Origin of the sequence: Maritalea myrionectae, from assembly GCF_003433515.1 — a bacterium.
GTDB lineage: Bacteria > Pseudomonadota > Alphaproteobacteria > Rhizobiales > Devosiaceae > Maritalea > Maritalea myrionectae.
In genome coordinates this window covers 2,339,066-2,352,234 of the sequence record NZ_CP021330.1, presented here as the reverse complement: position 1 = coordinate 2,352,234, position 13,169 = coordinate 2,339,066, and the positions used below count along the sequence as shown (strand labels likewise).

12 protein-coding genes are annotated in these 13,169 nt (G+C 53.6%); 7 read left to right on the top strand and 5 right to left on the bottom strand.

The features are described 5' to 3' along the window. Positions 1 to 416: 416 nt before the first annotated feature. Entirely contained in the window at positions 417 to 1,637 is a 1,221-nt protein-coding gene (locus tag MXMO3_RS11865) for a tyrosine-type recombinase/integrase (RefSeq protein WP_117396011.1), read from the bottom strand. A 519-nt stretch (positions 1,638 to 2,156) separates the two neighbouring features. On the opposite strand from MXMO3_RS11865, the gene MXMO3_RS18700 reads away from it, so the two are divergent. The 6 genes from MXMO3_RS18700 to MXMO3_RS11835 all read left to right on the top strand — a co-directional run bounded on the left by MXMO3_RS18700 (position 2,157) and on the right by MXMO3_RS11835 (position 6,640). Next, complete coding sequence (locus MXMO3_RS18700) at positions 2,157 to 2,444, top strand: hypothetical protein (RefSeq protein ID WP_162889243.1); 288 nt, start codon at positions 2,157 to 2,159, stop codon at positions 2,442 to 2,444. Next, positions 2,410 to 3,138: a hypothetical protein gene (locus tag MXMO3_RS11855; RefSeq protein ID WP_162889242.1), complete on the top strand. Its 729-nt coding sequence runs from the start codon at positions 2,410 to 2,412 to the stop codon at positions 3,136 to 3,138. Before MXMO3_RS18700 ends, MXMO3_RS11855 begins: the two co-directional genes overlap by 35 nt. Positions 3,139 to 3,263: 125 nt before the next feature. Further along, the gene (locus tag MXMO3_RS11850; RefSeq protein WP_117396008.1) at positions 3,264 to 4,247 is read left to right on the top strand and encodes a hypothetical protein; all 984 of its coding nucleotides are present in this window, start codon (positions 3,264 to 3,266) and stop codon (positions 4,245 to 4,247) included. Further along, positions 4,244 to 4,996, top strand: coding sequence for an SH3 domain-containing protein (locus MXMO3_RS11845; RefSeq protein WP_117396007.1), 753 nt, complete (start codon positions 4,244 to 4,246; stop codon positions 4,994 to 4,996). Before MXMO3_RS11850 ends, MXMO3_RS11845 begins: the two co-directional genes overlap by 4 nt. A gap of 67 nt (positions 4,997 to 5,063) precedes the next feature. Further along, positions 5,064 to 6,020 (top strand): hypothetical protein, encoded by a 957-nt coding sequence (locus MXMO3_RS11840; protein ID WP_117396006.1) that lies wholly within the window; start codon positions 5,064 to 5,066, stop codon positions 6,018 to 6,020. Further along, positions 6,017 to 6,640 carry a hypothetical protein gene (locus MXMO3_RS11835; RefSeq protein WP_117396005.1) on the top strand — a complete coding sequence of 208 codons (624 nt, stop codon included), beginning with the start codon at positions 6,017 to 6,019 and terminating at the stop codon, positions 6,638 to 6,640. Before MXMO3_RS11840 ends, MXMO3_RS11835 begins: the two co-directional genes overlap by 4 nt. A gap of 3 nt (positions 6,641 to 6,643) precedes the next feature. On the opposite strand, the gene MXMO3_RS11830 is transcribed toward MXMO3_RS11835, so the two are convergent. From MXMO3_RS11830 to MXMO3_RS11815, 4 genes are all read right to left on the bottom strand, one after another. Beyond that, the gene (locus MXMO3_RS11830; protein WP_162889241.1) at positions 6,644 to 7,207 is read right to left on the bottom strand and encodes a hypothetical protein; all 564 of its coding nucleotides are present in this window, start codon (positions 7,205 to 7,207) and stop codon (positions 6,644 to 6,646) included. Between the two features lie 121 nt (positions 7,208 to 7,328). Further along, entirely contained in the window at positions 7,329 to 8,657 is a 1,329-nt protein-coding gene (locus MXMO3_RS11825) for a sensor histidine kinase (protein ID WP_162889240.1), read from the bottom strand. Further along, complete coding sequence (locus tag MXMO3_RS11820) at positions 8,654 to 9,181, bottom strand: putative pterin-binding protein (protein WP_205468014.1); 528 nt, start codon at positions 9,179 to 9,181, stop codon at positions 8,654 to 8,656. The genes MXMO3_RS11825 and MXMO3_RS11820 overlap by 4 nt, the downstream gene beginning before the upstream one ends. 95 nt (positions 9,182 to 9,276) lie before the next feature. Further along, positions 9,277 to 11,808, bottom strand: a complete 2,532-nt coding sequence (locus MXMO3_RS11815; RefSeq protein ID WP_117396001.1) for a vWA domain-containing protein — start codon at positions 11,806 to 11,808, stop codon at positions 9,277 to 9,279. A gap of 204 nt (positions 11,809 to 12,012) precedes the next feature. Between MXMO3_RS11815 and MXMO3_RS11810 the strand changes: the two genes are divergently transcribed. After that, a complete protein-coding gene (locus MXMO3_RS11810) occupies positions 12,013 to 13,086 on the top strand; it encodes a response regulator (protein ID WP_117396000.1) in 1,074 nt (357 codons plus the stop codon). The last annotated feature ends 83 nt before the right edge of the window (positions 13,087 to 13,169 follow it).

Below are 13,169 nucleotides of genomic sequence, written 5' to 3'. Positions count from 1 at the left end.
TTTCTGTCAATTGGTTGAACCAGTAAAAATGAAAGATTCTTTTGATCAAATGTTAAAAATTTTGATCGTCACTCAACTGAAACTAGCGAAATAATCGAACTATCCTGCTGATAAACAGAGATTAATTTTGTTTGTTTCGGAAGGTCATTTTTTGAACAACAAGCACTGACAAATTTCGAGTGTAGCAAATCTACATTGCCGGCTTATTCCAGATTCGGATAAGACCTTCGAAAGAGGAACACTGTGTGGAACTCAAACCGAGTGATCATCACATGCGCTTGAGGCTTTTAGTACCAAACCACATGTGGCGGGTACCGGCCCAAACGAAGAGAATTTCGATGTAGGCACGAAGCTGTTTTGGGGCCAATCGGCGTAGCTACGCCAAATTCGGATGCTTCAGGCTTTGAGTGATCATTTTAGTGAGAAAACGAATTTAAACAGAAGTCGGCCCATTGCTGCATCATGTCCCGGCGCTGCTCTAGCAAATCAGTACGGTGATACGCGGCTTCCGTATGGTTTTTAATCGTATGTGCGAGGGCGCGTTCAGCAAGATCGCGCTGGAAGCCATTTTCAGATGCCCAATCACGAAATGACGAGCGAAATCCATGTGCGGTTGCATGTCGATCCACCATGTCGCTCGGTATGTTTTTCTCACGCAAAAACTTAGTGAACGCCATATCGCTAAGCGGGGTGCTTCGAGAGGAAGGAACAACCAAGTCAGTATCGGGATCTCTGTGACTGTTTATTTCGTGAAGAATTTCGATAGTTTGCTTTGCTAACGGAATACGATGCGCAGTGCTGGCTTTCATTCGATCTGCGGGAATGATCCAAATCGCGTTTTCGAGATCGACTTCTGACCAGTTCATACCTCGAACTTCACCTGACCGTGTTGCGGTCAACAACAGTAACTTTAGTAAAAGCTGGGTGGAGCTAAGGGGCCCTTCTGTTAAAAACTTTGCAACGAAGTTTGGCACTTCACGCCAAGGAAGCGCTGGATGATGGACAACACGTTCTCGCTTGCTGGGCTGGCGAGGCAAGAGATCATCTACAACGCTGACGGGGCTGGCCAGAATATAGCCATGTGCAGCACACCATTTCATGATCCTGTCGCAACGCTGTTTAATGCGAGAGGCGGTCTCTGGCTTGGTCAGCCAAATGGGCCTCAAACAATCCGCAAAATCCACCGGACGAAGCTCATTGACTTTGATCGAGCCAATCTGAGGAATTACAAACTTTTCTATGGTGTTTATCCACTGAGCAGAATGCTTGGGGTTCTTAAAAGAGGGCGAAATTTCAAGATAAACCTCACGAGCAACACTAGCAAAATCTGGAATCTCGTGTTCAGCGCGCGCGTTAGCTTCGGCTATTTCCTTTTCGCGCAAAGGGTCCAATCCGTCCTCCACCGCAATGCGATGTTCGAATGCTTCTCGTCTGGCATCCTTGAGACTTTTTCCAGGAAATTTCCCAAGCCCCATTTCGCGTCGCTTTCGGGAGAGGGGGGAAGTGTACCGAAAAAGCCATTTCCCATTGCCAACCTTTGTAGCAGAAGGATGAAAATATAAGCCCTGAACATGAACGTCCGCGACCGGCTTAGATTTCGGTGAAATCTTCTTTAGTTTGGTATCTGTCAATATCATTTCAGCCCACCATCTAGCCCACCAGTAGACGTTTGATTTACTGATTTTTATTTTGACATATTTTGATGGAGTAAATCAATAAGTTATTGAATATAAAGAGATAAATCGGATGGATTTTGATCGATTTTGATTGATATTTACACCATAAAATACAGACTTCCTCTCCGCCATTCTTTCAGGTTAGTATTTGAATTTTCACGGCAAAACTCCTGCGGTGTTGCTTCGGCTCACAATCTAACCTGCCAGTTATTCCCTATTCTGGATTGCCCCATAGTTCTTCACCGGCTTTCGCTATTCGAACATATGGACTGGCCAATTTCCGCCAGAATCGCAGCGATCCACTGCTCGAAGTAAACGTTGCACAGCGACAGAAGCGCTGTGTGCGCAGCAAGGTAAGGCCTATTTCTCGGCTGGGCGCCTGCTTTGACCCCTTCAAACGAACGGGGCTTACCCCTCAGTCCTGCGACTAGCATCTCCGCTGAAGTTTCGACCTGCAACTGCGCAAGGAGGAGATGAACCATGAAATTTGAACGCCCGGGTATTGGCGCGCGGGTTGGGCAACTTGGCTATTTGCTCAAGCATACTTTCACCATTGTCGCGCGAGATGACGATATTATCGTGCCTGTTCTCAAGATGAGTGCCATGGCCGTGTTGGTCGTCTGCCTGTTTTTTTGGGGGCATTGCGGCCATTGTGCTCGGCAAAGGCGGTCTCGGCACCTGGCTAATTCTATTCGGGATTTTCGCCTTCATTTTCAAGTTTTTTTACTACAACATGACCGAGCTGGCGCTCAGCCGCTTGGTTTATGAAACAGCTATTGGCAATGATCCGGATGGCAAGAGCGTAAAAAAACAGCTCAAAGGGATGCGTGGGCGTTTGTGGTTGCTCAGCCTCGCGGATATGTTGAGCGTTTGGATTGCCAGCCAGCGCGGCAAGGGCGGTTTTTTTATTCGCATCATCATGGGCGGGCTTGTGGAGATATGGGACCTGGTGAACCATTTTCTGCTGCCGGTGTTTGCCATAGACAAATTGTCGACGAGCGAGGCCACGCAAAAACTCACCGCGTTAAAAGACAATGTGCCCGAAACGCTGGTTGGCGTGTTTGGCATCGACATAGCGGGGGGCGTGGTGCGCGCCATTATTGGGCCTGCTTATGTACTGGGTGGCTTGATTGGCATCGCGATCGGCCTGTTCTTTGGCGGCAGCATGCCTGAAGGTTTTTCGGGCGGCAAAATCGGTGATGTGTTCCCCACCATTCCCGGTTGGCTACCATTCGGCCCGGAAACAATCTTCAGTTGGATGCCGTTCTTCATTGCCATATTCTTGTGCTTTGTGGGCAACGCAGTGCTTGCCCGCTTGGTAACGGCAGTGAAGGTTGTCTATTTCACACTTTTCTATGCGCGGATCGAGCATGCTGAAGCGTTGATGCCTGATATTCGCGAGGAGATGGAAAGCTATCTCACAATGGATGGAGAGGCAGATAGCGGCATGTCGACGGCCTAGATGATTGTTTTGGCTGTGAAACTATTGATGTTGCCCCCCGTTCAAACAAACGGGGTCTAATGGGGACAGGTGTGGCATCGTTTGGCCTACAACGGGCTCAAATTTTTGAACAAGGAAGATATGAAATGTGGGATTTCAACATCGGCAGTGCATTTGGAATGATGGGGCGCACCTTGCCCTTCATCATTTTGCGTATGGCGGTTTATTTCGGGATTGCCATTGGCTATGTCCTTGTCACCGGCACTGGAGCTGGGATCGGTTATGGCGTTGGCATTGTCGGCGGGCCGGATTTTCAGGCCAACAGCACCATTTGGGGTGGCATCATCGGGTTCGGCATTTTTGGTGCCGTTATGTATTGGGCGCGCGAATATATTCTTTATATCGTCAAGGCGGGCCATATTGCGGTGCTCATCGAATTGATGGATGGCAAAAAACTGCCGCAAGGGCGTAGCCAGCTGACGCATGCGACCACAGTGGTGAAGCAACGTTTTGGGCAGGCGAGTGTGTTGTTCGCCATCGATCAACTGATCAAGGGCGTGGTCAAAGCGATTTCTGGTTTGGTGCGGGGCATATTGACCGTGCTGCCGATCCCGGGAGCGCAACAGCTCGCCGGTATCCTGAAGGCGTTCTTAAGCGTCGCCGTCGGTTTCGTTGATGAGGTGATCCTTGCCTATGCGATCCGCACACAATCTGACAATGCATGGATGTCTGCCAAGGAGGCATTGGTGCTTTATGGCCAGAACTACAAAGTGATGCTGAAGAACGCGGCGTGGCTGGCATTTATCGTTTATGGCCTTGGCTTTTTGGTCTTTTTGCTGATGCTCGCGCCAGCGGCGCTGATCGTTTATTTGATGCCTGGCGCATGGACGGCAGGCGGCTTTATCTTTGCGCTGCTTTTCGCGTGGAGCGTCAAGGCGGCACTGCTCGAGCCGTTCGCCATCACCTGTATGATGCAGGTCTATTTTAAAACGATTGAGGGCCAACGTCCCGATCCTGAATGGGAAGCCAAGCTTGAGCAATTATCGAAAAAATTCCGCAAGCTAAAAGAACGTGCACTCGGCTCGGCCGGTGAGAGTGGGGCGGCTTCCGGCGTTGAAGGCACCTCATGAGGATCAGGCATCTTCTGGCCCTTGTCTTTCTGATTTTGTCCGCAACTTCTGGTCTGGCACAGATGGATGGGCACGGGCCGGACGCTTGGCAAGTCAGGGGCGTTGCTGCCAACGACAATTTGAATGTGCGTGCCGGACCGGGAACCAAATATATGGTCATTGGTGCATTCGCCCATGACGCTACAGGGTTGAAAATGATCACTTGTGTCCCGTTTCTAACCCAAGAGCATTATTATGCCCTCACAGATACCCAACGCGCCAGCCTTCCGGCCCGATGGTGCCTGGTGGAAGGGCGTGACCAAAAGACCAAAGGCTGGGTTTCGGCCCAGTTTTTGGGTGAAGATGTTTCGCGTTTACAGCCGGAAATGGATCCACTGGTTAGCGACGCGGTGGCGTTGGTGCGCCATGTCTATGATCTGCAACTGAATGCCAGCAGTGGCAGCGCACTTGGGCCGCTGCACCCATCTGTCGCACGCAACTATTTTTTCGCCGATGTCGTGGCGCGGTTGGCGCAGGGTAATGTTGGTGCCGATCCGCTATTTAATGCACAGGATACCCAGATCAGCGATTTGAAAGTCTTTGCGCCAGATGAGCGGGCTATGTTTCGAGGGCTGATCACGGTGCATGCGACGTTCAAGAATTTCGGGCGCCCACAATTGGTGGTTTTCCATCTGCGGGTTGATGGATCGCTTGCCGATCCGGCTCTGCGCATTATGCAAATCGAACATGAAAATTGGGTTTTTCCGTAAATAAAAGCGGCCCTCGCGTCGCGACCTAAACGCCATGCCAATCAGAAATTGAAAGTGAGGCTCCAGCATGAAATGTGCACCGTTTCTCGCCCTGTCGATCTTCGCAAACCCCGCTTTCGCTCAGGCGCCGCCTTGTGATGGCACCTATGAGTTGTTCAGCGGCAAAATTACAACCGATGTGATGCCCGGCAACACGCTGCCCGATGCGGATCGCATCGCACGGGCCTTTAATAATCGCGAGGGCCTCGCTGGTCAGGTCATCCGTAAGCCGCAAAGCGAAGGTCTGCATGAGGTGAAAGTCAGTCAATGCGGCCGACAATTCGTCTTATCGCAAAACGGCCAAAACATGCTGTTTCGGCAGTCTGCTACAGATGAAACACTCTACGTTGCCCAAGATATTGGCACCCAAAAGGCTGAATTGACGTTCCGTGTATATGGCCATGCGTCTATGATCGGGCGGATGGCTGGCGAAGTGCAGGGGTTCAGCTTCGACTATCCCGCAGCGATGGAGCCGCGCTCGCTTGCCATGCCCGACATGGAGGGGTGCCAGGGCGAAAACCTCAGCGATAGCGACATTGATATGGCGAAATCAGCTGCGGCGCAAGGCTTGGCGATGGCACTCGCTGACCAAGGGAAGACAGCGGCCCAAGGCTATACGCTAAGTGATTATGTGATGACCAGCGCTAAGGACAGTGGCCGCGAGAGCAGCTGGTTGCATCTGGGCGAAACCGGCAGGATATTGCCCGTCAAACCACACGAGGACAGTCTGGAACGTATCTGTGCGCTTGGTGAAACTGGATTGCTTGACCCGCCACGCGTCCGGCTGAATTTTAAGCAGCGCGAGGTTGATGGTGAAATATATGTCTTTGCTCAGGTGATCGACATCGAAACCGGCATTGTTCGCGAACAGCGCGAAACCGTGGCGGCTTCGACCTCGGCCACAGATCGAGCAGAGGCGATGAGTGCAGTAATGGCCCAACTTGACACGCCAGTTGGGGCAACGAGTGGAGGATATAGTCAATGATGCAGAGTTTTGGAATTTGGATTGCGTTGCTTTTCGCCGCAATGTGCGGCCTTGGGAGCAATATTGGTGCGTTGGCTCAGGACGGGCCAGAAGTGGACAGCACTTATTGGGAATACAACTGGGAGACAGATTGCACGGTGATCGACGCCAGCCCGCCAGAGGGCCCGGGTGCCTATGCGCAATTGCTATGTCCTGGTCCAGGCGACTTGCATTTGATGCTGTCAGATGATGATGGCCGGATTTCCCTCGATTATGCCAAACACCCTCAATTCGGGCCCTGGGAGAGTTTTCAAACCTTCAATGATGTGGCGCGCACCGTCGAATGGCGCGGCCAACGTCTCAATGGCGATATGGTGCCGTTTGCCACGATCCATCGTTGGTTCGTCGGCGCCGGGGAACAGCAGCGCCAGTTTTTGGTTGTAAATTCCGTTGCGCACGCCCCTGATGCGGAGAGCTGCATGGTGGGGTATATTGATGCGAGCAGCACACCTGACGCCAACAAAATGGCCCGGCGTGTGGCCGATAAGATTGCCTTGGGCTTCAGGTGCGGCGAAGATCGGCCCCGGGCCTATGGCTGGGTTGACCCCACCACGCCCAGAACGATCCGCGCCGGGCACTGAGTGTTATTCGGAGACCGTTGAAGTCCGGTCGAGATCGGGGAGTGGGCCGTCATCGTCGCGTACGACAATTTGATCGAGTACATTGCGGCCATCGTCGGCTGTTTGGTCCAGCTCTTGGATGTCGCAAGGGATATATGCCCCTATGTCGTCGCCACCGGGGCGGGACAAGATGATATGGTCGCTGGCTGAAATTCTGTATGCCGCTTCTCGCGATCCGCTGCGTCCTCCTTCGCCGGGTGCACCGCTGACCACATCGCAGGACATTTGGCCGCTGGAAAACTGGCATTGCCCGTGCCCTTGGAATTCATACGGTGCGCCACCGTCATTGCCTGCTTTGGTGTTGAGCTTTTTGGCTGCCATAAAGCCATCTGGATAGTGGACATGGGGAGCACGTGCGCACTGTCCGGCAATTTCGGCAGGCGACCGTTTATCAGGGCTCGCCCCGTTGAACCAAGCATAGACGCCGGGCTTAATGTCACCGTCCTGCGCTGCCAAGGAAATGGGTGCCCCCATGGCCATCGCCAGAAGTGTTGTTGCCATCGTCGTTAGCGTGCAAAACTTTGTCATTTTCAACCTGCTCTTCTATGTTTGAAATCTGACCGGGGAGTAAGGTGTAATCAGCACCCCAGTGCCCACGACTATCTCGCGTCAGGTGCTGAATCGCCCCGTTTGTTTGAACAGGCCGCGATCAATTTGTCAGGGGTAGGGAGAGGGTAAAGGTGGAGCCGACGCCTTGTTGGGATTGAAACCGCAGGGTGCCCCCAAGTAGATCGGACAGCTTTTGAGATATATTCAGCCCAAGCCCGATTCCTGAAATGTTGCGCGCGGTTTTCGCTCTGAAAAAACGCGTAAAGACACGTGATTGCTCATCTTTGGACATCCCGATGCCCATATCATGCACACTGATGGCCAGGCGATCCGGTTCAGCCCGGGTTACGATGTTCACCACTTCATTCGCCGGAGAATATTTGATGGCGTTGCTCAATAGGTTGGTCAGAATTTGTTCGACCAACAAAGGGTCGGTGACCAAGTTTTGGGGTGTCTCCGGCGCAATCTGCACCTCGATGCGTCGTTCGGGAGTGAGCTCACGCTGCCGCGCCGCCACACCATTGATCAGTTCGGCTGTGTCGCAGGTCTGCATGCTCACTTCGAGTTGTCCACCTTCCAGGCGTATGGATTTGAGTGTCATTTCCATGAGCCGGGTCAGGTTCGCGACCGCATGACGAACGCGTCCGGCCCGCTGCACAATCTCGTCCCGTGTCATTGCCGCGCGATCCCGACTGATGCGTTGCATGGATGAATCGATGACGGCGAGTGGCGTGCGGAACTGGTGCGAGACCAAATCTATAAAGCTGCGATAGGCTTCGCGCATTTTTTGTTCGTGCAGCAGCGCTTGCTGCGCGAGGTGTTTGTCGAGTAGGGCGCGCACCATGATCACGCAAATCAACAAACCCAAACCATATAGGGCAATGACAGAGACGATGACCTGAGCAATCGATGCGTTAATCGCGTCGCTGCGGGCACCTGTCTCATCCCAATGCACAACCATCGAGCGATTGGCCGCTTGCCCGAGATCAGTAACAAGCGGTGCCGTGACCTCATGAATCTGCATGGCCGCGTCAACGTTACCTTGTTTCAGATCAGCAATGTCACGTTCAATCGCTAGGACAGCTTTTTGATGGTCTGCGATGGTTTGCTTAAAACCGATCTGCTCCAAGTGTCGTGCCTGCGGGCCCTCCAGCAACTGAGACAGGCGACTGAGAAGAAGATCATATTGCAACTGGCGGTCGGCCTCATACGGCATGTTCGCCACATCGCTCGCGACGGCCTTATCGAGCAACAGGGTGGTGGAGCGTGTGCGCTCGAGCACCCATACCATGTTGTCGGTAACGCTGCGTCGCGTTTCAGCTTCCGTGCTCGATAGGCGCATCAGCGCAAATCCCAACAACACGGCAAAGCTCACGATCGCGAATCCGGTGAGCACATAGCCTATGGCTGCCCGTCGGCTCGGTGTCATTGGATCTTTAGGCTGTCGAGGTGCCATACCCAGCGATAATCATATCGGATGTCCTGAAGTTCTTCGACATCGTCACGCGGATAAATGATCCATAGCGGCCCCTTATCCCGGGCGGTCAATTGCTTGCCATTCATCTCCATGGCGACGAGGACATCGAAATCATTAAAATCGCTCATGGGAATATCGACCACATAATCATTGAGCGCGTGCGCTGTCGCCATCTCACCTTCGGCACCTACCAGGTCCAAAAGGTCCCGCATCAAAAAACCCTCAAAATGCTGGGGGCCATCTGTCACGGATGTGTGCGTTTCCAATTCATGCCGCTCGAGTTCGTTCAGCATTTGACGGTCAAAAACCGCTTGGCCATTCAGATTTGTCCGCGTAATTGCACCTTCTATGCGCAGCACCGTTTTTCCTGTCGGCATAGGCAGGCTTTCAGCTGTCTGCGCAAAGGCAAGCGTGGTTGCGCCAGCCAAGAAAGCGGCAGCCATCAGAGCGTATTTCAAAAACTGATATGGTCGCAATGACGCCCCCAATACGAAACTCTTCAACTGCTCGATACAGAACAACAAATCCGAGCGCCTATGTCCACATATAGGGACGCCAGAAGATTGTTCTATCATTGCACCTCAATGATCGCCCGACTTAACACTATCGGGCCGGCAAGGTCGAGCAAGCGGAACTCATAAGTGCCGGGTTCATCCGGCATCGTGAACATGAGCGGCGGTTCATTGTCGGTCTTTTTGGCCTCGATCCAGGTGAAATCTGCCTGATCTCGTCTGGCAAGCGAGATACGTTGACGATCACTCTCGGATGAAGAAGTCCAACCAACCTGCACCGTTTCGCCGGGTGCTGCCGTTTCGGGCACATCAAGCGAACCACCGGTATCGAGTGCAGCATCTTCGGCGACCACCTCCACAATGGCCCGTGCCAGTGTCCGGCGTCCTTCATCGAGCACGTATCTAACCTCATACATTCCGGTTTCCTCTGGTGCCCGCAATGTCGCCTCGGTATCGTCTCTGACGCGCTTATGTTGCTCGACAGCGTCGTCCTCAGCGCCCATTGGCACAATGGTGACGATATCCCGGCTGTTGGTGTCGCCTTGCCACGTCACGGCAATATCACCCTTGGCGCGCACTGTTTCGGTCGCAGTCAATTGGACCGAAGGTTCAGTAACCTCAACAGGCGTAGACGCTAACGTGCGGCGACCTTCATCGATCACATAGCGGACTTCATAAAGACCGGGCTCGCCAGGCACCCGCAGGCCGGAGGAACTGTTGTCCTTGACGCGAATGTGGTTTTCGATCTCGTCGTCGTCAGCCCCGGCGGGCACAATGGTGATGATATCGCGGCCAGCCACAGCTTTGCTCCAACTCACCTCGATGGTTGATCCGGCGAGGGCGGTTTCCGGCGCTGTAACGCTCATTTCTGGCTCAGTAACTTCAACCGGGGTTGATGCCAACGTGCGGCGTCCCTCATCGATCACATAGCGTACTTCATAAAGGCCGGGCTCGCCGGGTACCCGCAAACCAGACGAACTGTCGTCTTTGACCCGGATGTGATTTTCGATCTCGTCTTCGTCAGCTCCGGCGGGCACAATGGTGATGATATCGCGGCCAGCCACAGCTTTGCTCCAACTCACCTCGATGGTTGATCCGGTGAGGGCGGTTTCCGGCGCTGTAACGCTCATTTCTGGCTCAGTAACTTCAACCGGGGTTGATGCCAACGGGCGGCGTCCCTCATCGATCACATAGCGTACTTCATAAAGGCCGGGCTCGCCGGGTACCCGCAAACCCGAAGAACTGTCGTCCTTGACGCGGATGTGGTTTTCGATCTCGTCTTCATCGGCCCCGGCGGGCACAATGGTGATGATATCGCGGCCTGCGACTGCCTTGCTCCAACTGACTTCGATGGTTGACCCGGCGAGGGCGGTTTCCGGCGCTGTAACGCTCATTTCTGGCTCAGTAACTTCGACCGGGGTAGATGCCAACGTGCGGCGTCCCTCATCGATCACATAGCGAACTTCATAAAGGCCAGGCTCGCCAGGTACCCGCAAACCCGAAGAACTGTCGTCCTTGACGCGGATGTGGTTTTCGATCTCGTCTTCATCGGCCCCGGCGGGCACAATGGTGATGATATCGCGGCCATCCACAGCTTTGCTCCAGCTGACTTCGATGGTTGACCCGGCCAAGGCCGTTTCCGGAGCCGTAACAGTCACCTCGGGTTCCGTGATCTCAACTGGAGTCGATGCCAATGTGCGGCGCTCTTCATCAAGCACATAGCGAACTTCATAAAGGCCGGGCTCACCGGGTACCCGTAGGCCGGAAGAATTGTTGTCTTTGACGCGAATGTGGTTTTCGATCTCGCTTTCATCCGCCCCGGCGGGCACGATGGTAACGATATCGCGGCCATCCACTGCGTTACGCCAGCTCACCTCAATGCTTGACCCCGCCAAGGCGGTTTCAGGTGCAGTAATGCTAACGTCATATTCAGGTTCTGGCTCAGGTTTCGGTTCGGTGGGGGTGGCCACGGTCGCGCTAACCTCGCCAAGGGCCGCCTGTAGCTCACCGGCATCCGACGCAGCAATAAACCTGCCACCGGTTTTTTCCGCAATGCAGGCGAGTGAATCTTCTTCTTCCTGGCTGCCAAGCCCAAAGCCAATCACATGCGCCGTGAAACCAATTCCAGCCCGATTTAGATCGTCTGCCAAGGCACAAGGGTCACGTTCACAGCTCTCGATGCCGTCGGAAATAACAACCACAGTGGCCGGATTGTCGCGAAAGGCGAGTTCGTTAGCTGCTCTTTCGATAGCAGCGCTTAATGGTGTTTTGCCACGCGGTGTGATTTGCCGAACCTGCTCAAGAAATTCAGTTCTATCCACACGCCCCGGTGCGATGAGGGTTTCGATATCAGAACAATCGCCCTCCCGGCGGTGACCATAAGCCATAAGACCGATATTGGCGTCGGCGATCCAATCGCCCATCAGATTTTCCATCGCGTCACGGGCAATTTCGATTTTGGCGACGCCTTCAATCTGGCCCCACATCGAGTTGGACCCGTCGAACACGACCATAACGTCATCAACGGCATTAGCAGGACTGCTAAACAACAGGCCAGTGGCCGCAGCAATAGCAAAAACGATGCGTTTCATGAGCTCTTCTCCCCGGCAATTTATACCCTCACATAAACGAAACAGCACAACAATCCCCCCTCCAAACGAACGGGGTGAGCTTTGGGCAGCGATGTGCAAGACTTGAAATAAGAGTCCGTGGGCGATTTCATGGAGTCCAAAATAGAATCAACACATCCATCGGAAAGGTAGGCGTCCATCCCGCATCGGCCAAAACCAGTTATTATGTGCATAGAGGACGAGCCAGACCTTCTTGGTGACATTGGCGAAGAGCTCACTGCTGCTGGCTATTTACCGGTTTTGGCGGCCAACGGGGTGGAAGCACTGCGCGAAATGGAAACGCTCGTTCCCGATCTTATTATGTGCGACATCACCATGCCGCGCCTTGGCGGACGCGAGCTTTTGAAAATTTTGCGGACTCAGCGGCCGGATTTGGCGGATGTGCCGTTTATCTTTTTGACGGCATTGGGCGAGCGCGAAGATGTGATTGGAGCCAAATTGGCCGGTGTAGACGACTATCTGGTCAAACCCGTCGATTATGATCTGATGCTGGCCTCGATTGACGCGCGCCTTGGGCAGGTTGCACGCATACGATCCAAATTCGATGCGGACGTCGCCAGCACGTGGCAGGCCCTCAAAACACTTTCCGCCGGTGATGCCGTTTGGAACAGTGCGGCTGCCCACGCGCTCAATTTTCTGGCGCTGGGGATCGTTTTTCTTGACGGCGATAGCCAGGTGGTTTTTGCCAACGAAGCGGCCCAAGTTTTTTCCATTGAGGCCGATGGACTAAGTGTGGATCAGCAGATCCAATTGCGCGAACGCGCTACAGCCAAACAGATGTATTCAGCAATTGCAGAGGCGACCGAAGCCAGCCAGAATGGCGCGGAGTTCGTGTCAGGCGTGGCTGTTGGTGGCGTTGCCGATGTGCATGACATGCTTGTGCTAATCTGTTCGCTTCCCGGCGCCATACCAGCGGGAAAAGGGGTGCCGGTTGCCGTGGCTTTTCTATCTGATCTGGCGCACCGTCCGCACCTGTCCCGTGATCTAATCGCCTCTCTCTTCAGCTTAACGCCCACTGAGGCGGAGATCGCACTGGAATTGACGCAGGGGCATCGGCGCGAAACCATTGCGGAGCGGCTCGGCATTTCCAACACCACCGTCGCATTTCATATGCGCAATCTCTTCGTGAAAACCGACACAAATAGGCAGGCAGACCTTGTCGCCAAAATTCTAGTTGGTGTCGGGGCTCTTTCCTTGCCGAAAGGACTAGAAAAACCGCAAGAAGGATCTAGCGATTAGCAATGCTTTGTGGGCACTGTTGGCATGGCGCCGAGAAGCGAACAGAGTCTTTGAATAATCGTGCTGAAGGCACAATGTGCTCG

Excerpts from the sequence above, each read along its gene's own strand:
- MXMO3_RS11865 (WP_117396011.1), bottom strand. The coding sequence starts at position 1,637 with ATGATATTGACAGATACCAAACTAAAGAAGATTTCACCGAAATCTAAG.
- MXMO3_RS18700 (WP_162889243.1), top strand. The coding sequence starts at position 2,157 with ATGAAATTTGAACGCCCGGGTATTGGCGCGCGGGTTGGGCAACTTGGC.
- MXMO3_RS11855 (WP_162889242.1), top strand. The coding sequence starts at position 2,410 with ATGACCGAGCTGGCGCTCAGCCGCTTGGTTTATGAAACAGCTATTGGC.
- MXMO3_RS11850 (WP_117396008.1), top strand. The coding sequence starts at position 3,264 with ATGTGGGATTTCAACATCGGCAGTGCATTTGGAATGATGGGGCGCACC.
- MXMO3_RS11845 (WP_117396007.1), top strand. The coding sequence starts at position 4,244 with ATGAGGATCAGGCATCTTCTGGCCCTTGTCTTTCTGATTTTGTCCGCA.
- MXMO3_RS11840 (WP_117396006.1), top strand. The coding sequence starts at position 5,064 with ATGAAATGTGCACCGTTTCTCGCCCTGTCGATCTTCGCAAACCCCGCT.
- MXMO3_RS11835 (WP_117396005.1), top strand. The coding sequence starts at position 6,017 with ATGATGCAGAGTTTTGGAATTTGGATTGCGTTGCTTTTCGCCGCAATG.
- MXMO3_RS11830 (WP_162889241.1), bottom strand. The coding sequence starts at position 7,207 with ATGACAAAGTTTTGCACGCTAACGACGATGGCAACAACACTTCTGGCG.
- MXMO3_RS11825 (WP_162889240.1), bottom strand. The coding sequence starts at position 8,657 with ATGACACCGAGCCGACGGGCAGCCATAGGCTATGTGCTCACCGGATTC.
- MXMO3_RS11815 (WP_117396001.1), bottom strand. The coding sequence starts at position 11,808 with ATGAAACGCATCGTTTTTGCTATTGCTGCGGCCACTGGCCTGTTGTTT.
- MXMO3_RS11810 (WP_117396000.1), top strand. The coding sequence starts at position 12,013 with ATGTGCATAGAGGACGAGCCAGACCTTCTTGGTGACATTGGCGAAGAG.